This window comes from Methanococcoides sp. DA23, from assembly GCF_057593895.1.
Genome location: NZ_CM172520.1, coordinates 133,167 through 149,538 on the forward strand (window position 1 = coordinate 133,167; position 16,372 = coordinate 149,538).

A 16,372-nucleotide genomic window follows, 5' to 3' on the forward strand; every position below is an offset into this window, starting at 1 on the left:
AAATGACCGATCCACAGATTGAGCGTAAATTAATTGAGATCATGCGTGTTATTAGCGAGAGCGATAAACCCATAGGTGCAAGGAACATTGCCGATGAGCTTCAAAGCCGTGGTTACAATCTAGGCGAACGTGCCGTACGCTATCATTTAAGGATACTTGATGAAAGGGGCTTTACTGAAAAACACGGTTACAACGGGCGTACCATCACCCCTTCCGGCAGGAAGGAACTCGATGACGCCCTTATAGGTGACCGTCTGGGCTTTGTTATCACAAGGATCGAAGAGCTCATCTATAAGACCGATTATGATCCCATCTCCAAAGAAGGCAATGTGATAGTCAACCTTTCCACTCTGGACAAGGACGACTTCGATAATGCTCTCGATGTCATGAAATATGCTGCATCGGGTGGCATGTGCATAAGTCCTAACATCAAGATATTCGAAGAGGATTCGGATTCCGGGGTATATGTGCCTGAAGGCAGTGTGGGCATAGCGACGGTTTGCAGCATTACATATGACGGTGTACTTCTCAGAAACGGTATCCCTGTAAAACCTGCATATGGGGGCATATTGGAAATGGAGCACAACGACCCTTTACAGTTCAGGGACCTGATCTCATACTCCGGTACTTCCATTGATCCTGTAAAGATATTCATGATAAGGCATGCAACTTCAGTTCTGGACGTGCTTGATACGGGTAACGGTCGCATCCTTGCCAACATACGCACAATTCCATCTTCCGCAGTTGAAAAAGCAACGGATGTCTTGCATCAGCTTGAGGCTTCCGGAATAGGCAATATAATGAACATTGGCTCTTCAGCTTATGATCTATGTGGTGCTCCGGTGGAAGAGGGTTTATCCGGTATTCTTGTGGGCGTTGGCGTGAACATGATCTCTGCTGTAGAGGAAGCAGGTATCCCGGTCTCAACAAGTCCTGTCTCAAAAGTGCTGGACTATAAGGAGATGTCAAAGCTCTGATATTGGTCAAGCTTCAGTGAGGACGATGTAAGGTACGTTCTCTTCTTCCCAATTCAATATCGAACTATATAGTTCGGTCTTCTTGAACATTGTTATATCATAGGCAAGCCGCAGGGTTCTGTCTATTATGCCTTCATTGGCATGGCGTGCATCCAAATTGCCAAAGATCTCCCGGAGTCCGAATGCCAGTATCTCTACAACATCGTGGCCGGAACATATCTGCCAGGGGTCGTGATCCTCATCAAGCATCTTCATAAGCTTTTTGCGTATGGTTCTCTCGTTAATGGAATGTCCCTGTGAGTTGACCTTTACCTCCCGTATGAGACGTTTGATGTTTATCGATAGTGGCTGTACTTCCATGAAATTATCAAAATCGATATCCTTGAACCTAAGGGACAGTTTATCTTTGGAAGAGGACGAAAGCCATCTGAAAAGCCCCAATGGCATTGCTGTATAGAGCAAGAGTTGTCTTATGGGCATACGAAGCGCTTCGACCTTGTACGGTGATGTGAATTCTTCTAGAAGATTATCAAGTGCTTCTGATGCAATAAGCATCATCTCAAGGTCGTGGGTGTCGGTGACAAGCACATTAGCATTCTTGTTCCTTATTCCGTCAACCCACCAGAAATCTGCATCTACGATGGTCAGAACTCCTTCTATCTTTGAACGTTTAAGGACCTGTATGACCTTGATGGCATTTTCTTTTCCATTTGCGGGGAGGACCTTACATCTTTTATCATCCACAAAGCGCTGGTAGAGCCTCATGTCGGTACTGCCTTCGATTATTAAGACACTTCCCCTGAACTGGGTTCGCATCATTCGAACGTTGTTCGCTATATCGTCAGCTGTCAAGTATCTCTTCATTATCGCGTCCTCTAAGCTCAACGGTAAGGTCCCAGCGGTCATGGATTATCTGTGGCGAATGTGTGGCTATCAGGACATCAAAACCTGCGAGCTGGGTTATTGCCTGTAAGTCTCTCAGGAACTGTTGTTGCCATAGGACATGGAGTGATATCTCGGGTTCATCAATAAGTATCAAAGCCTCAGGGTCCACATGGAACAACAGCTCGTAGAACAGTACAAGTTCCTGCTGTTCTCCGGATGAGAGCTTGGTCGGCGAAAGGGGCATATTTTCTGCCGTTGTAAAAACAAACCCGTTCTTTTTACTGACCGAGAGCTTCTTGTAAAGGAATCTGCAATTGATTATTTTTATCAAAAGGTCTATCCTTTGAGTAAGGTCATTGAATACGCTGAGCTTTTGTTTGACATCCTCTATGTAAAGCTGGAGGAAATTCCTGTTGCTCTCATCGATATTTGTGATCTCTTCTATGTCAAGACCACCTTCCGACTCTATGAATCCGGCATCTATGAGCTGTTTTCTTTTATCTTCCAGTTCGGTAAGTTCGACCTTTAGTTCTTCTATGGATGTATCCAAATGTTTACTTTCCGCTTTTAGTAGCCTCGAAGGGAATGTGCGGTCAAGGGATTGCGAAAGGGCTGCATATTCTGCAAGTTTCTTCTGCATGGAATCTGCAAGTTCATCGGAATAACTTATAACGGAAGGTATGACGGAGGTCCTTCTTTCTGTCTCTACGGATTGGGAGAAAGAAATACTTAGCAGACGTTGTGTCTTAATGAAACATATGTTGATGGAAGCCAGCACTTCCCTGAGCCACGCAGGTTCATCCTTTCTCTTTTGTGGGAGCTTGTCACTGAAAAGGTTCATGACCTCCTCTGATGTGAGCTTCTCCTGCGTGGTGAAATGCACCCAGGTGTTATCATCTATCTTCTCAAGCTCAGGTATCATGTGCTCGACCTTGGGTGTCGAGAAAACCTCTTCGATATCAATAGGTTTGACCGTGTAACGGACCTTTTTATGTGTGGGCTTAAGCCATTCGAATGCCAGTTCACGGTAACTGCTGTTCTCAGCTTTGATGGGCCCAAGTTCATCCAGATGCAGTTTCTTCCTTACTAAAAGCCTGCTCTTATCACTGAACTCGATCTCGAGCCTGCTAAATGGAATGCGGTAAAGCTCATAATAGTTAGAACGGAACAGTGAGTTCAATATCTGAAGTAGGACCGTCTTACCAATACCGTTCGGTCCGTGAAGAATGGTGATATGCTCTTCTGTGTTCAACGGAACATCATGGTCGAACGTTCCAAATAGGTTCTTAACAACGATCCTCTTTATTTTCATGAAAGCTCCCCAAAGTATCTCTGAAAACGAATATGCTACTACAACATTAGTCCCGATTATTTATAATATCTTGTTTTTGTTGTATATAGTTTGCTTTAATGGGTGATAAATTGGTCACGGATAAAAATAGCCAATGGTTGCACCAATGGTAAATCCAAGTGCTATCAAAAACGCTCTTTTTATCGCGGATCTCCATTGGGCTTCTTCACTCATGAAATAGGCTATAGGGATTCCCATGATGAATGTTATTGTTCCCCAGACGAGGGGGTGCAGGGGCGTTAGCGACATAGTTTTTGTTAGTGTTAAAGATCGTTGAGCTTATCCAAGTGTTCTTCTCATTTTTGCCATCTGAAGCAGGGTTGACCCTATGATATGAGATACATTTTCATCTATATCTTCATCGGTTTTTATGAGTTCCGGCTGTATTATCTCTAGAAGTTTCTTGTAGGATGGTTCACAATGGTCACTCACATTAAATAGATCTTTCAGTACATCTATATCTTTTTGCAGGGACCTTTGGGCAAATGCAGGCAAGAACCGATTTGCAGATCCTAGGTCCAGATATCCGAAAACAAAGTTAATATCCGATTCCATTGATGGGTAATATTTACTGATCAAATTTTCAAATGCATCTTCACCAATTGTTTTTTGAATGTCTTCTAAGGCATTTCCCAATCCGATCACTTCAGGTGGTAATCCAATCGAATAAAGTGCCCCTGTAAATTTAATTGCCCTTGGGAAATTAAGGTTTTTTGAAGGGATGCTCTTCTCTAGACTTTCTGCAATATCCTTACGGCAAAGGGAGGTTATGCCACTTATTTCCGCAACTTCTCTTGAGTATCCGTTACTGCCTCCATGCATCAACCTATCCCTTTGTTGTGGCAGCAGGGTAGAGATTTGGCTTATTGTTGGGGCTATGTGCTGTATTATCTGATTATATCTTGAACCAAGGGTGGCGACCATATTGACCAGATCGGTCTTGTCATTTTGGTCATATCTTGCTGGTGAACCCGACAGTTTCTTCTTGGCATATTTGATCAGGTTCCTTGATTCATTTTCGGAATGATTGTGTCTTATTGCAGATTGCAAGGTTATCGTACTGATCCCTTTATATTCCTCAAAGAAGTTGGTTGCATTTTGCTGGCTCAGGTGTCCTCTGAATGGAAGTGTGCCGGCTCCAAATATGATCCCTATGTTCGTATCAATATTCTTCTCAAGCTCACAAAGATCGTTTATCGCATATTTGCATGAAAGCGCACTTGCTACATGACCAAAAGAAAGGGCCGAATCGGATTTTCCCATAAATACCCTGTATCTGTCCAGGTCCCGGTCGAGTAGTTTCTCTGTCGAACTTATGGTGTTCTCCACGGTTTTTTCTGCATTGAGCAAGCCCTGCACATCCTCGATGAGTGGGATCACAAGAGGAGTTTCCATCTCGAAATGGAATTCCTTTTTCGCAAGTTCGCCTACTTCAACCATGTGTTTCTGGCATTCAATGATCTCCTCTGTTGCAGTTGTCATTGGATGTATCAATTCGGTTATGGCCTGTGTGTTCGAGAACTCGTGGGAATTATAGTTTGCTTCTGCAATTGACATCATGACCATGATCTGGCGAAAGCTGTTTTCCTGGGATGCACTGGGCACTCGTGGGGTGATGTGAAAATGTTCTCCTGGGACTATGTCGGTCTCTTCTAAAAATTTTGAAACGATTTGTACATTTTGATGGTATGGAGTTGCCTTTCCTTCATAATCCGGCATATACTCGTCACATTCATATTTTACCGCAGCTTCGACAGCTTCATCCACTTCTTCCTGGATCGGTATGTATCTTGATACCGAATCAGGATGCTGGGTGCACATTATCTTAGGGAACATATCACTTCTTTTCATTTTCAGGTCACCTATTATATTCAAAGTCGATTGTTAACCAACATCTGGGGAATGGTTAACATCGAATTTAAGCATTCCTGTTGCTAATGTACAAAATTGATAATGAAAAAAGATAACGAATAAAAATTCAGTTTGATGGATCTCAGCAGATTTCGGTCTAATTTAGTAACTTATAACTGATGCTGGTCCCAGTTTGAAATTGCTCTAGTCGGCGAATATTTGAAAGAAATAAAAGGTCCTCCACGCCAAATCTGACGTGAAGGCAAAAATGAAAAAGTGAGATGTTAATTTACATCTCGAGTAGGATCCTTGCGATATCGCTACCAACATCGGTGGTAGTGTTTGAGCCGCCCATGTCGTAGGTCTGGACCTTTGCTTCGAGAATGTTCTTCTCGATGGCGGAGACGATGGCATCTGCTGCTTCCTTCTCACCGAGCTGCTCAATGAGCATTGAACCTGCCCAGATGGTTGCGATAGGATTGACCTTGTTCTGTCCCTTGTACTTTGGTGCTGAACCGTGTATAGGCTCGAACATGCTGGTCCCGTTAGGGTTGATGTTCCCTCCAGGTGCGAGTCCGAGACCGCCCTGTACCATTGCGCCAAGGTCAGTGATGATGTCGCCGAACATGTTAGGTGTGACCACGATATCGAACCACTCAGGGTTCTTGACGAACCACATTGTGATAGCATCGACATAGTTGAAGTCTGTCTTGACATCAGGGTGCTTAGCTGCGATGGTGTTGAACTCCTCTCTCCAGAATCCGTAGATGTCTGAAAGGACGTTCGCCTTGTCAACGGATGAAACGTGCTTGTCGCTCTTCTCAGCAAGGTCGAAGGAGTAGTCAATGACCCTCTGGGTACCTTCCTTTGAGATCATGCCTATCTGGTATGCGATCTCTTCGCTGTCGGTCTCAATGTCGAGTCCGAACTTTGCAGAGTACAGTGTCCTTGAGACCTCGAGCAGGTCCTTGCTAGCTCCGGTCTTTGCACGTCCGCCAATACCGATGTAGAAATCCTCGGTGTTTTCCCTTACGACAGTGAAGTCGATGTCTGCTGGGGTCTTGTCCTTGAGCGGGCACCAGACGCCTTCAAGAAGCTTGATAGGGCGCAGGTTGATGTACTGGTCGAAGTAGAACCTTGCAGCGAGCAGGATACCTTTCTCAAGCACGCCAGGTTCGATCCTGTCGTCCCCTATGGAACCAAGGTATATCGCATCATATGCTGAAAGCTCTTTGAGAGTATCTTCGGAGATAAGCTCTCCTGTCTCAAGGTAGTGGTCAGCACCCTGTGGGTACTCTATCCAGTCAACATCGAATCCAAATTTCTCTCCAGCTGCATCGATTACCTTCTTACCCTCAGCAATGATCTCAGGGCCGATACCGTCACCCGGCAGGACCGGAATTTTATATTGTGCCATATTTTTCCTCCTTATTAATTATGTATAATCTATTTTTTTATATTTTAGTCGGTCAACAAAAAGCTCAACAAAATATCAAATCAAAAACAAGGAATGGGAAGATCAGTCAATGATCTGCCTTGTGTATTCCTTTAAACCGCCGGCATCTACGATCCCGCGGACAAAATCAGGTAAAGGTGTGGCCTGGTACTTCTCACCCTTTGTAAGGTTCTCAATAATGCCAGATGCAATATCGACGGTAAGCTCATCCCCATCATCGATCTTGTCGGTCTCAGGGCACTCCAGAAGCGCAACACCAATATTGATGGCGTTCCTGAAAAAGATCCTTGCGAACGACTTTGCGATGACGCAACCTACCTTTGATCCCTTAAGGGCAATAGGTGCATGTTCTCTTGAAGAACCACAGCCAAAATTGTTGCCTGCAACAACGATGTCGTTTTCCTTCACATTCCCTGCAAAATCAGGGCGTACGCCAATAAAAGTATATGGGGCAAGTTCCTCTGGTGTGTTCATCACGAGGTATCTGCCCGGGATGACTGCATCAGTATCCACGTCATCTCCGAATTTCCAAACTCTTCCTTTCATTATGATCACCGGTGATATTCTAAATATAAATGCGATATCCTATGCTCTGATTATAACGTTTAGTTATTTAAGTACTTTCTACCGGCATAGCACTGCCGGTATAAAAAGTTGGTGCAGTTCCCTTAAGCAAAACGTTTGACATTCAGGTCAACCCCGTCGACAAGGACCGTTGGCCCAGTGATTATGCCATCAAGGTGAAGGTCAACCTTCACATCCCCTCCAAAGGTGGAATTATCTCCCAGGGCAATATGTATCGTCCCTCCCACTTTCTCATCCTCGAGGATGACTCCGATGAGGCGTGCTGCAGGATTTATGCCTATGCCAAGTTCTGCAATATTGCGCCCGTCAGGACCCACGCTCTCCACCATGGCCTCGAGCTTCTCCGCACCTTCTCCTTCAAAGCTCACTGCCGACCTGTTCTTTATATCCACGATCAATGGTTTGTCCAGTAACCCGATCCCTCCCATGGAACCATCGATGACTGCCCTGCCGTTCACATCCTTCGGGGCGATGTACATCTCCCCTGCCGGAAGGTTGGATGTGGTACCTTTCTCATGGCACATTCCTGTGTCGGCCATCCATTCACAGCCTTCCACATCAAGGACAAGGTCCGTTCCCTTCTCAGTGGTGATGCGAACCTCCTTCGATCCTTTGAGCTTCTCAAGCAGTTCGTCCGCAAGCTTTCCGATGTCCTCATAATCTGCATTCAACCCTCCTTCCTGCATCATGGTCAGATTTATCCCTGGCATCGTAGCTGTCCGGGTACCATTATCAGAGGCCTTCTTACGCGCCTGAGTATGGGTCAGTGACTTTGAGGCCGGGGCAAGAACTACATCTGCGTTCTTCATGGCCTCTTCCACAAGGGAAGGCGGTTCAGCACCGTGCTGTTGTCTGGGTTCCATTGTGAGCAATATGGCCTCACAACCCGCATCCACTGCGGAATCATATAGTGCCTTTGAGATCATCTCATCGGTGCATGTATCGGTGACAATGAGGACTGTCTCACCCTTCTTTGCACCCATGCAGGTGTTAATTACCATATCTGCGCTTTTCTTAAGTTCCATTAAATATCCCTCCGGTTCAATGCATTTGGCTCATTTCCGCCATGCCAGCTGTATCTTGGTCTCACTTTTACAAGATGTGTGCTCTCTGAAGTATCATCCACCACAAAAGCGATCCCTCGCTCTGCTCCCATTTTCTTTATGGAATCCCCTATGTTCTCTCTCATATATGTCGGACGCATGGCTTCCAGGGCCTCTATATCGTCCTTTGCTGTAAGTCTATGGCACATCACAAGGTCCGACTGGGAGATTATGTCCTTATGAAGGGCCGCAGGTCTCTGGGTTGCAAATATTATAGACAATCCCGGTTGCCTTCCCTGACGCACCCATTCATTTATAAGGACCTCGGATGCAAGGGTTTCCCCTTCAGAAGGCACGAAAAGATGCGCTTCATCGATGAACATCCAGACCATGGGCATCTCCTGCGCGACCTCTCCGTCCCCCATGCTCATTCTCTCATAAGTGCGCCTCTCCTGCAGGCGTCTGGCATAGATGTCCTTTGAAATGATCGCCACAACAGCAGAGCGCACGATGTTGTTCTCTATGGAACTCACGTCAAGTATGGCAGTGGAGCCGCTTTTGATAAGCTCTGAAAGACCGTTTGTGTTCTTCTCAAAGATCCCCCAGGAAGCAGCTGTCCTGAAATAGTTCTCTGCCGCCATTTTCGTGATATCTTCCGAACGCTCGTCCTCATTTATACTTCTGACAACATCCTCCAGGGAGAACTCCTTTCCTGTTTCCCGCATGTCCTCAATGGTCCTTACGAGCAGAACTCCAAGGGGGGAGGTTTCCTCTATATTGAAAAGATCGCACCAGTCATATCCCTGCAAGTGGGCAACAGGGACTGAAAAAGGTATGACGTCAATATTCCGTTTCGTATATTCATCCACATGTCCCGCAGGCACGAACACATTGACATCGAATCCCCTTGGCTCTGATCCCCACTCCTTGAGCAGTTCCTTTTGGGTTTCGTTGCCTCTGCCAAGTGTCCAGAATATCCCCATGGTGTCAATGACAAGGGATGCTATGTTCTGCTTGATCTCCCGGGGAAGCAATGCCATCTCTTCGATCAGGGTTCCCATGGTATAGGATTTGCCGTATCCACGCTTTCCGCATATGAGGATGGCATGGGGTTTGAGAGCATCAATGGCAACATGGGAGCCTGAAGAACGGTCAAGGGCGAGGTATCTCCCGATATTGAGAACTCCCTCCTCGTTATCATCTCTCCTGCCTAGTATGTATTGCTTCTTCACAACACCGGCATTAATGGCATCCTTTGGTTTTATCATTTAGTTCTAATCAATAACTAAACATATATCATTTTTCTTTGGTGAGCTCATGTCAGAATATTTCATATGCAGTGTGCAAAAGGTCCGTTCTTATTTGCCAATAAGAAAAGCAGTGCATATCGGTGGGTCTCTTTTTTCATTGATAGCTATCTACTTTGGCAAGAATGTTGCATTGGGGATAGTAAGTGCCCTTCTCATTCTTTTTTTAGTTACAGAGCTCATCAAACCGGCATTAAAAGAATGTTCCTTCTTCTCTTCCCTCTGGCGTGAAAGCGAATCAGAGGGCTTTGCAGTAGCACCTTTTTTATATCTGATCTCGATCCTTGTCCTCCTGCTTCTCTCCTTCCGTTTGGACGAAGGCATTTGCTACGCATCCATAATTGTGCTTACCCTGGGAGACGGGCTCTCAACGATCTTCGGGGTACATGGGAAGATGTGCTATGGGAGTTCCTCTAAAACAGTGGAAGGTACCCTTGCAGGGCTATTTGGTGCTATCATTTTCAGCTATCCGCTTGTGGGGTATCTCTCGATAGTTGGTGGGATTGCAGGGATGTATCTTGAATTGAGGTCAAAAAAGCTGGATAATCTAACAGTTCCTTTTTCAGCTCTGTTAGCTATGCTTATTGTACAGGCATTGGTAAATACTTATATATAAAAAAATTAATATATTGGCTATTTATTATAAGTGGAGTTGTGAACATGGTTACCCATCAGTATCTTTTGATCATTTCATGCCTAGTTCTGTCCATTGTGGCAGGTGGGTGTACGGATATCGGTAATGATGTGGATGAGCTTGGGGAATCGATATCTCAGGCCAGGGCAGACCTTCAGTTCTTAAAATGGGCAGCTAATTCTACCGGTATCATTCTTGAGGATTATGGCAATATAAAGAACGCGACTTCTGAGCGAAACACCGTTTTGATGGAAGGATCTGGCAGGGCCTTGAAAGAAGATTCAGAGAGATCTCTTTCTGAGCTGGACAGTTTTTCAGTTTCTCCTTCCCTGCAGGATGTAATGGCCGAATACAGGGATTTCCTGCAACGGTCCTACAATTTTGGGGATTTCGTAGAAACCAACTCGCAGATCTTGGACCTTGAAGCACTGGAAAAGAGCCTTGAGATGATAAATGAAACTTCAGAGTTGTTCGGTGAGATCTCAGAGATGGCTGAACAAAGAGATCGGCCTCTTTGAATCAGTACACGAATGGTTGCAATACTACATTTTTTGTAATGCACCCTTCATCGTTACAATGATAAAATATAAAATATGCCATTGATCTCTGGCTGACAGCCGTATCAATGGCGCTTATGAAAAATGCAAGGGCGCTTATGACAAAATGAGGTCCAGCTTACCGGTCTTGGCTCCCAACTTGATCTCCTGTGCTATCCTCTTTCCTGTGGAAAGATTTTCCTCGATCATGTCTGAGTAGGGGGATCCTGATGTGTATATGTTGGTACCTGCGACTATACGGGCGGAGATCTCAAAGACCTTTATCTCAAGTTTGTCGGTGAACACAGTCTCCAGACAGAATGGTCCTATCATACCGCCAAACAGACCTATGGACTCCTCAACGACCTTCTCTCCAAGTGCGAATATGCGTGGCAAAAGGGATTCTCTTGCGACAAGGGGAACATTTCCTGTAACTACATATGTAGGGTGAATGCCTGCGTCTTCAAGTTCCTTTGGGGACCCGAGCCTGAATATCTCGTCAGCGTTCGACTCGACCCTGCGGTCCATGCTGAGCATCTCAAGTATTCCTTCGCTTAACTTGTATCCTTCTTCTCTTATTGGGGAGTAGAAGTAGTGAAGATAATAACGTGTACCGACAATGAATTCCTGTACGGTGTGCTTCTCGTTAGGGTCAATATACTCCTTGAACTCTTCATAGTCCTTGGCAATAAAGAATCCCCTGCCACCTTTTGCACCATGGTACTTGACCATTACCGGGCTTTCGATCTTTTCAGGATCGACGATCTTAGGCATGTGTATGCCTGCACCTTCAAGCCATACCCTTTCCTTGTCCCTGTCAGACTCCCATTCAAGTACTGCCCTGTTCCCAAAGGTTGGTACGGCTAACTCGGCGAAACTCTTTGTACCCATATATTCAACAAAAGAACCGTGAGGTATTATAATAGCGTTCTTGCTGACAAGTTCTTCCGCTATCTTTGATATGTCGGAATAGCTTTCCACGACAATATACTCGTCAGGTTTCGCTTTTGGGAATGCATCATAAAAGCGTGGTGGCTGGCCCACACAAATCCCTATTGTTCTTAGTCCCTCTTTTCGTGCTCCATCGAATATCTGGAGGCTTGAGTGTGAGCAAACAGTTGCAATAGCAAGATCATTTAGATCATATTTGCTGATTATCTCAGAGATTTGTTGTTTTGATATCATAGTTTCGCCTCAAAAATTTACAACAAATTGTATTATCTGTTATTTAACTTTACGGCATAAATAAACAATGGATAGAAATATCCTAAATCTTTAGTATTTTCCGATTGTCCTTCATTTATATAGAAATTACTAATTTAAATCGGAACTATATTATAGTGAAAGTTCCATATGTGCCATAAGTGATTCCATGAGAGTTGCACTTAAAATCGCATACATAGGGTCGAATTTCCACGGGTCCCAGGTCCAGCTTAATGATCCGACCGTGGAAGGCGAACTTTTCAAAGTATTGAAAGAACTTGGGATCATAGAAGATCCAAGATCGGCTAATTTTATAAGTTCAGGAAGAACTGATGCAGGTGTACATGCCATGGGACAGGTAGTGGCATTCGATACAGATGCACCTAACCTTGCAATGCCCCGTGTGATAAATTCCAAACTACCAGGCACTGTCTGGGCATGGGCCCATGCGATAGTTCCTGATAATTTTGACCCCCGCAGACATGCCTTAAGTCGCAGTTATCGTTACATACTGTATGGTGAACAGTTCGACATTTCCAAGATCCGCTCCGCATCAAAGCTTCTTATTGGTTCTCATGATTTTGCTAATTTTTGTACTTCCAGGGGAGGAGTCAAGAGGACAGTCAGGATCGTTGAACGTATTGACGTAAGGGTCAGTGGCAATCTGACCCGCATAGACGTCGAAGCTAACAGTTTCCTCTGGAATATGGTCCGCAAGATAGTGGCTGCTTTGATGATGGTGGGTAGCGGGGTCCGTGATGAAGAGTGGCTTTCTCAGATGCTGGACCCGGAATCATACGAAGAAGGGCTTGAACCGGCGCACGCTTATGGTCTGGTCCTTATGGATGTGAAGTATCCCATCCCTCTCGAATGGGTCGAAGATGGCTATGCGATACGAAGGGCACGTGAACGTGTGCACGACCATCTTGTTCGCTACAGGGTAATGGCAGATGTACTCAGTCATCTGTTCCCTTCAGGATCTTCCGATGAACTACTATGAGTGCAAAACATTCTATTGATCTCAATGGGCTGGATATTCCTTATAGTCTGAACTATGGTGGGGTGAAGGCTCCAAGACTGAAATATAGTTATGGCAAACTGGAGTTATCGGTCCCTCAAAATTTCGAAAGACCTGAAGAACTTCTCCGTAAGCACAAGTTGTGGATATGCAGGCGACATGTGGAATATACAAATACCCTTCATGAATCTTCCTCAAAACAACTTCTGAACAGGTCGGAGGAAGCTTTCAGGGAAATTGTGATGTCTCATGTCAAGAACATCTCTGATGAACTCGGGGTAATGCCGGAAAAAGTGAGCTTTCGTAAAATGAAGACCAAATGGGGTAGTTGCAGTTCAAAGAAAAGGGTGAACCTCAACAGGCATCTGATGCATCTGCCCGAATCTCTCATTGAATATGTGGTCTTCCACGAGATGGCACACTTGATCGAACTAAATCACAGCCGCCGTTTCTGGAATGTCATTGATTCAAGATATGCGGACCGGAAAGAATATGACCGCCAGCTTTCAGCATACTGGCACCTGATACAAAAGACCAATTGATGCTGAAAAGCCGGTATAAATTCCCTTTATTTTTGCAGTACCGTTATCCTGCGTGTAAGGCTTTTGTGTACCCTTTGCAAGTATCTGTCCTTTATGGTAAAACCTGCCTTCTCCACAAGCTCAGTGACATCTATCTCTGAAACGATTATGGCCAGTTTTCCCGGTTTCAAGACCCTGAACATCTCAGCAAATGAGTGTTCGTAGAGGTGCTGCAAGGATTCTCCCTCTATCCTTGCCGACCTTCCGTACGGCGGGTCAGCAATGACAGCATCCACCGACTCATCCACAAGGGGCACTTTACAGGCATCTCCCATCATCATGGTCTGGTCTGCATTGAAGTGTCGAAGGTTCATGTCTGCTCCAACGGCTATCTTGTAGCGAACTTCCAGTCCGAGCACAGTGGCTCCCACAAGACCTGCTTCAACGAGTATCCCCGCTGTTCCGCAGAACGGGTCGAATACAACATCTCCCTCTTTTATCAATGCCATGTTCACAAGAGCCCGTGCAACACGTGGACGCAAGACCCCCGGGTAAAAGAATGGCTTCTTATGCGGTGCCCGTGCTTCGTAGGCACTTCTGTCCACTGAAGCGATAACACTGCCCAAAATGCATTTTTCAGAAAGGATGGCTCGGAATTCCACATCAGGGTCCTTTAGATCTGCATTGAATCCCTTTCGGTAGATGGCTCCTCCGACACGTCTTTCGATATCAACACATTTGATTGTCGTGTTGTGCCTGACCCGTTTTGCCCGCACCACATACTTCTGTCCTTCATCGAGGTGTTCAGAAACATCGCATCCTTCCGCGACCTCGACTATGCTTTCTATCTCTGTGGGGCAGACATCTATGACCTTCAGTATGTGGTGTGTCATAGCGATCCTTTTTGCCACTTCCCTCAGCTTGTGTAATACTTCCTGTGGCTCACCTTTAATATCCACAACAAGGCAGTGTTCAAAGTATTCCCTCTCTCTATATTTTAATTCCACAAGGTCAAGGCAGGCGAGAACCTCTGCTCGAGGCAGGTCCTCGTGTTCCCCTGACAGTTCAAAAGCGTATAACATGAGAACTTTTCAGAACATCAGCTCAAGGACTTCATGTCCCTTCATGCCGGGTTTAACACCAAGTGCCTTCGCATGCCCTGTGACATCGATCACTTCGGCATGCAGTACATCTTCAAGCTCGTTAACTCCCCTGACCTTGGCGGCAACGTCGCCCAACCTTTCTGCTATCTCAGTGTCAAGGTATCCGCACATCACAAATCCCTTGTCAGCCTTTATAACGAGCAGTGGAGCATTCCCCATGTCGAACTTAAGGCCAATGGCCGTACCATTTTCGAGTGGTATCTGTTCTATGATCATGATTGAAAAGACAATTTCAATTTAGATTAATGTTTTGATAGGATAGTCGCATTAACAAGGGCCTATGGTGGAATATGTCCGAATGCATCCTTCCATCAGTCTTTCCTGCTAAACTCAACCGTTGCCAAACCTTCAATTCCAAAATGACCACTGATCACTGTACTATTTTCAACGGTTTCAACAAACCGGCTCTCAATGCCTTCGGTGGCAATCACTTCCATTCCTGCAGGCAATGTGATGGTCAGGTCGGTATTTGCTTCTCCATCAAAGCTCACACTATCTCCCAGCTCGAAAATATCCTTCTCAAAAGTGTATGTGACAAAATATCTGTTATTGATACTATCGGTCTTGTCAGTACTTCCCAGAACACTTCTGGATATTTCTGCATCCACCTCAAAAACGTTTACATTCTTTGCAGAATTGTCGAACATCACATCCAGTTCCTTTCCAAGTGAACCATAAAGCCTACTGCGTATACGGTGGTCCAGCTTCATGAGTTCCCATGCACTGATATGTCCATCCCCATTCCCAACGTTCTTGTCCGCATAAGAACGAAATGCTCCGACATCTTCACCGGAATAGCTCTCTTCATAGCTCCATGACATCCCATCTTCTTCCAAGACAATTGTGTTCTTCCATTCGAAGGCCGATGAGGGGGATGCTATCATGGCTACGGTGAGCAATGCCAGCAACAATGTCGGAATATACCGCATTCTATCCTATCCTTACTTGGTTATCACTTTACAACCATCGTCAGTGACGATGACCGTATGTTCTGCTTGTGATACCAACCCGCCACCAACATCCTTTAGGACAGGGTAGGATGTGAGAATGCCTGCTTTCTCAAGTTGCAACAATGAATAATCTAGCTTATCCGACTTGAGCCACCTTTTGGCAAAAGGCAAAGTTCTGTACTGCTCCAGTTCCTTGAGGACTTTTCTGACCGCAGGCAATCGTATCGGTTTGTGTCCAATGACCTGGAATATCTCTGTCAGGGTCCCATCTGCAACTTTTCCTGCACCATCGGTGGCAAAAGGTTCTATTGCAAAGATATCTCCTGTTTTGATCGTCACCCCTTGGCCAATATGGCGATTTGGGATGCTGGGGGGTACATGTGCGAGATATTGGCCGACACCATGGCCTGTAAGGTTTGCAATGGGTTTGAAGCCATGTCCTGTGATCGTATCCTCGATGACAGCCCCTATCTCTGCAGTATTGATCCCGTTCTTGATTATATCAATGGCTGCATATAGCGCATCTTCGGAAGCCTTTACAAGGTCGGAGTTCTCATTCGTAAGGTCGACCGTAATGGCCGAATCTGCAATATATCCGTCAATATGCACACCAAGGTCAAGTTTTACCACATCCTCTGCAAAGACCGTTTCATCTCCTATCAATGGAGTGGCATGGGCAGCTTCATCATTCCTTGAAATGTTACATGGGAATGCAGGGAACCCTCCAAGTTCGATGGTCCTCTGCTCGACAAAATCCGCAACTTCCAGAAGGGTCGTGCCTATCTTTACCTTCTCCTTTGCTTCCCTTCTCACAGTTGAGAGTATTTCTCCTGCCTGCATGTATTTGCTAATGATCTCTTCAATATCCTCAATTTTCTCATCCATATGTGTG

General features: G+C 45.4%; 17 protein-coding genes. 5 read left to right on the forward strand and 12 right to left on the reverse strand.

All coding sequences use genetic code 11. The features are described from left to right. The first annotated feature begins 2 nt into the window (after positions 1-2). Positions 3-977 (forward strand): DUF128 domain-containing protein, encoded by a 975-nt coding sequence (locus tag AC20MK_RS00610; protein ID WP_487356090.1) that lies wholly within the window; start codon positions 3-5, stop codon positions 975-977. A gap of 6 nt (positions 978-983) precedes the next feature. Here AC20MK_RS00610 and AC20MK_RS00615 read toward each other — a convergent pair whose 3' ends face one another. The 7 genes from AC20MK_RS00615 to AC20MK_RS00645 form a co-directional block, all read right to left on the reverse strand. Further along, complete coding sequence (locus AC20MK_RS00615; protein WP_487356091.1) at positions 984-1,829, reverse strand: DUF4435 domain-containing protein; 846 nt, start codon at positions 1,827-1,829, stop codon at positions 984-986. Beyond that, the gene (locus AC20MK_RS00620) at positions 1,819-3,174 is read right to left on the reverse strand and encodes an AAA family ATPase (protein ID WP_487356092.1); all 1,356 of its coding nucleotides are present in this window, start codon (positions 3,172-3,174) and stop codon (positions 1,819-1,821) included. Before AC20MK_RS00620 ends, AC20MK_RS00615 begins: the two co-directional genes overlap by 11 nt. A 318-nt stretch (positions 3,175-3,492) precedes the next feature. Further along, positions 3,493-5,064, reverse strand: coding sequence for a phosphoenolpyruvate carboxylase (ppcA, locus tag AC20MK_RS00625; RefSeq protein ID WP_487356093.1), 1,572 nt, complete (start codon positions 5,062-5,064; stop codon positions 3,493-3,495). Positions 5,065-5,353: 289 nt separating this feature from the next. After that, the gene (locus tag AC20MK_RS00630) at positions 5,354-6,481 is read right to left on the reverse strand and encodes an isocitrate/isopropylmalate dehydrogenase family protein (RefSeq protein WP_487356094.1); all 1,128 of its coding nucleotides are present in this window, start codon (positions 6,479-6,481) and stop codon (positions 5,354-5,356) included. 102 nt (positions 6,482-6,583) lie between these two features. Continuing rightward, a complete protein-coding gene (locus AC20MK_RS00635; RefSeq protein WP_487356095.1) occupies positions 6,584-7,066 on the reverse strand; it encodes a 3-isopropylmalate dehydratase small subunit in 483 nt (160 codons plus the stop codon). A 122-nt stretch (positions 7,067-7,188) separates the two neighbouring features. After that, on the reverse strand, positions 7,189-8,130 hold the full coding sequence (locus AC20MK_RS00640; RefSeq protein WP_487356096.1) for an aminopeptidase: 942 nt from the start codon (positions 8,128-8,130) through the stop codon (positions 7,189-7,191). Continuing rightward, on the reverse strand, positions 8,130-9,416 hold the full coding sequence (locus tag AC20MK_RS00645; RefSeq protein WP_487356097.1) for an ATP-binding protein: 1,287 nt from the start codon (positions 9,414-9,416) through the stop codon (positions 8,130-8,132). Before AC20MK_RS00645 ends, AC20MK_RS00640 begins: the two co-directional genes overlap by 1 nt. 49 nt (positions 9,417-9,465) lie before the next feature. Between AC20MK_RS00645 and AC20MK_RS00650 the strand changes: the two genes are divergently transcribed. Together AC20MK_RS00650 and AC20MK_RS00655 are read left to right on the forward strand one after the other, a co-directional pair. Next, positions 9,466-10,071 carry a hypothetical protein gene (locus AC20MK_RS00650; protein ID WP_487356098.1) on the forward strand — a complete coding sequence of 202 codons (606 nt, stop codon included), beginning with the start codon at positions 9,466-9,468 and terminating at the stop codon, positions 10,069-10,071. A gap of 44 nt (positions 10,072-10,115) precedes the next feature. After that, positions 10,116-10,607 (forward strand): hypothetical protein, encoded by a 492-nt coding sequence (locus AC20MK_RS00655; RefSeq protein WP_487356099.1) that lies wholly within the window; start codon positions 10,116-10,118, stop codon positions 10,605-10,607. Positions 10,608-10,742: 135 nt separating this feature from the next. Here the strand turns inward: AC20MK_RS00655 and AC20MK_RS00660 are convergent, their stop codons facing one another. Further along, on the reverse strand, positions 10,743-11,810 hold the full coding sequence (locus tag AC20MK_RS00660; RefSeq protein ID WP_487356100.1) for a formate--phosphoribosylaminoimidazolecarboxamide ligase: 1,068 nt from the start codon (positions 11,808-11,810) through the stop codon (positions 10,743-10,745). A 187-nt stretch (positions 11,811-11,997) separates the two neighbouring features. Between AC20MK_RS00660 and truA the strand changes: the two genes are divergently transcribed. Together truA and AC20MK_RS00670 are read left to right on the forward strand one after the other, a co-directional pair. Beyond that, positions 11,998-12,828, forward strand: a complete 831-nt coding sequence (gene truA, locus AC20MK_RS00665; protein ID WP_487356101.1) for a tRNA pseudouridine(38-40) synthase TruA — start codon at positions 11,998-12,000, stop codon at positions 12,826-12,828. Then, entirely contained in the window at positions 12,825-13,388 is a 564-nt protein-coding gene (locus AC20MK_RS00670) for a M48 metallopeptidase family protein (RefSeq protein WP_487356102.1), read from the forward strand. Before truA ends, AC20MK_RS00670 begins: the two co-directional genes overlap by 4 nt. Before the next feature lie 26 nt (positions 13,389-13,414). Here the strand turns inward: AC20MK_RS00670 and AC20MK_RS00675 are convergent, their stop codons facing one another. From AC20MK_RS00675 to map, 4 genes are all read right to left on the reverse strand, one after another. After that, on the reverse strand, positions 13,415-14,449 hold the full coding sequence (locus AC20MK_RS00675) for a THUMP domain-containing protein (RefSeq protein WP_487356103.1): 1,035 nt from the start codon (positions 14,447-14,449) through the stop codon (positions 13,415-13,417). A 9-nt stretch (positions 14,450-14,458) separates the two neighbouring features. Beyond that, the gene (locus AC20MK_RS00680) at positions 14,459-14,746 is read right to left on the reverse strand and encodes a YunC family protein (RefSeq protein WP_487356104.1); all 288 of its coding nucleotides are present in this window, start codon (positions 14,744-14,746) and stop codon (positions 14,459-14,461) included. A 95-nt stretch (positions 14,747-14,841) separates the two neighbouring features. Next, positions 14,842-15,459, reverse strand: coding sequence for a hypothetical protein (locus tag AC20MK_RS00685; RefSeq protein ID WP_487356105.1), 618 nt, complete (start codon positions 15,457-15,459; stop codon positions 14,842-14,844). Between the two features lie 12 nt (positions 15,460-15,471). After that, positions 15,472-16,365, reverse strand: a complete 894-nt coding sequence (gene map, locus AC20MK_RS00690) for a type II methionyl aminopeptidase (RefSeq protein ID WP_487356106.1) — start codon at positions 16,363-16,365, stop codon at positions 15,472-15,474. Between the last annotated feature and the right edge of the window lie 7 nt (positions 16,366-16,372).

What these genes read in the sequence shown, in the direction of transcription:
- AC20MK_RS00675 (WP_487356103.1), bottom strand. Translation starts at nt 14,449, where the DNA reads ATGTTATACGCTTTTGAACTGTCAGGGGAACACGAGGACCTGCCTCGA.
- AC20MK_RS00635 (WP_487356095.1), bottom strand. Translation starts at nt 7,066, where the DNA reads ATGAAAGGAAGAGTTTGGAAATTCGGAGATGACGTGGATACTGATGCA.
- AC20MK_RS00680 (WP_487356104.1), bottom strand. Translation starts at nt 14,746, where the DNA reads ATGATCATAGAACAGATACCACTCGAAAATGGTACGGCCATTGGCCTT.
- AC20MK_RS00645 (WP_487356097.1), bottom strand. Translation starts at nt 9,416, where the DNA reads ATGATAAAACCAAAGGATGCCATTAATGCCGGTGTTGTGAAGAAGCAA.
- AC20MK_RS00610 (WP_487356090.1), top strand. Translation starts at nt 3, where the DNA reads ATGACCGATCCACAGATTGAGCGTAAATTAATTGAGATCATGCGTGTT.
- AC20MK_RS00655 (WP_487356099.1), top strand. Translation starts at nt 10,116, where the DNA reads ATGGTTACCCATCAGTATCTTTTGATCATTTCATGCCTAGTTCTGTCC.
- AC20MK_RS00640 (WP_487356096.1), bottom strand. Translation starts at nt 8,130, where the DNA reads ATGGAACTTAAGAAAAGCGCAGATATGGTAATTAACACCTGCATGGGT.
- map (WP_487356106.1), bottom strand. Translation starts at nt 16,365, where the DNA reads ATGGATGAGAAAATTGAGGATATTGAAGAGATCATTAGCAAATACATG.
- AC20MK_RS00650 (WP_487356098.1), top strand. Translation starts at nt 9,466, where the DNA reads ATGTCAGAATATTTCATATGCAGTGTGCAAAAGGTCCGTTCTTATTTG.
- ppcA (WP_487356093.1), bottom strand. Translation starts at nt 5,064, where the DNA reads ATGAAAAGAAGTGATATGTTCCCTAAGATAATGTGCACCCAGCATCCT.
- AC20MK_RS00660 (WP_487356100.1), bottom strand. Translation starts at nt 11,810, where the DNA reads ATGATATCAAAACAACAAATCTCTGAGATAATCAGCAAATATGATCTA.
- AC20MK_RS00685 (WP_487356105.1), bottom strand. Translation starts at nt 15,459, where the DNA reads ATGCGGTATATTCCGACATTGTTGCTGGCATTGCTCACCGTAGCCATG.
- AC20MK_RS00670 (WP_487356102.1), top strand. Translation starts at nt 12,825, where the DNA reads ATGAGTGCAAAACATTCTATTGATCTCAATGGGCTGGATATTCCTTAT.
- AC20MK_RS00630 (WP_487356094.1), bottom strand. Translation starts at nt 6,481, where the DNA reads ATGGCACAATATAAAATTCCGGTCCTGCCGGGTGACGGTATCGGCCCT.
- truA (WP_487356101.1), top strand. Translation starts at nt 11,998, where the DNA reads ATGAGAGTTGCACTTAAAATCGCATACATAGGGTCGAATTTCCACGGG.
- AC20MK_RS00620 (WP_487356092.1), bottom strand. Translation starts at nt 3,174, where the DNA reads ATGAAAATAAAGAGGATCGTTGTTAAGAACCTATTTGGAACGTTCGAC.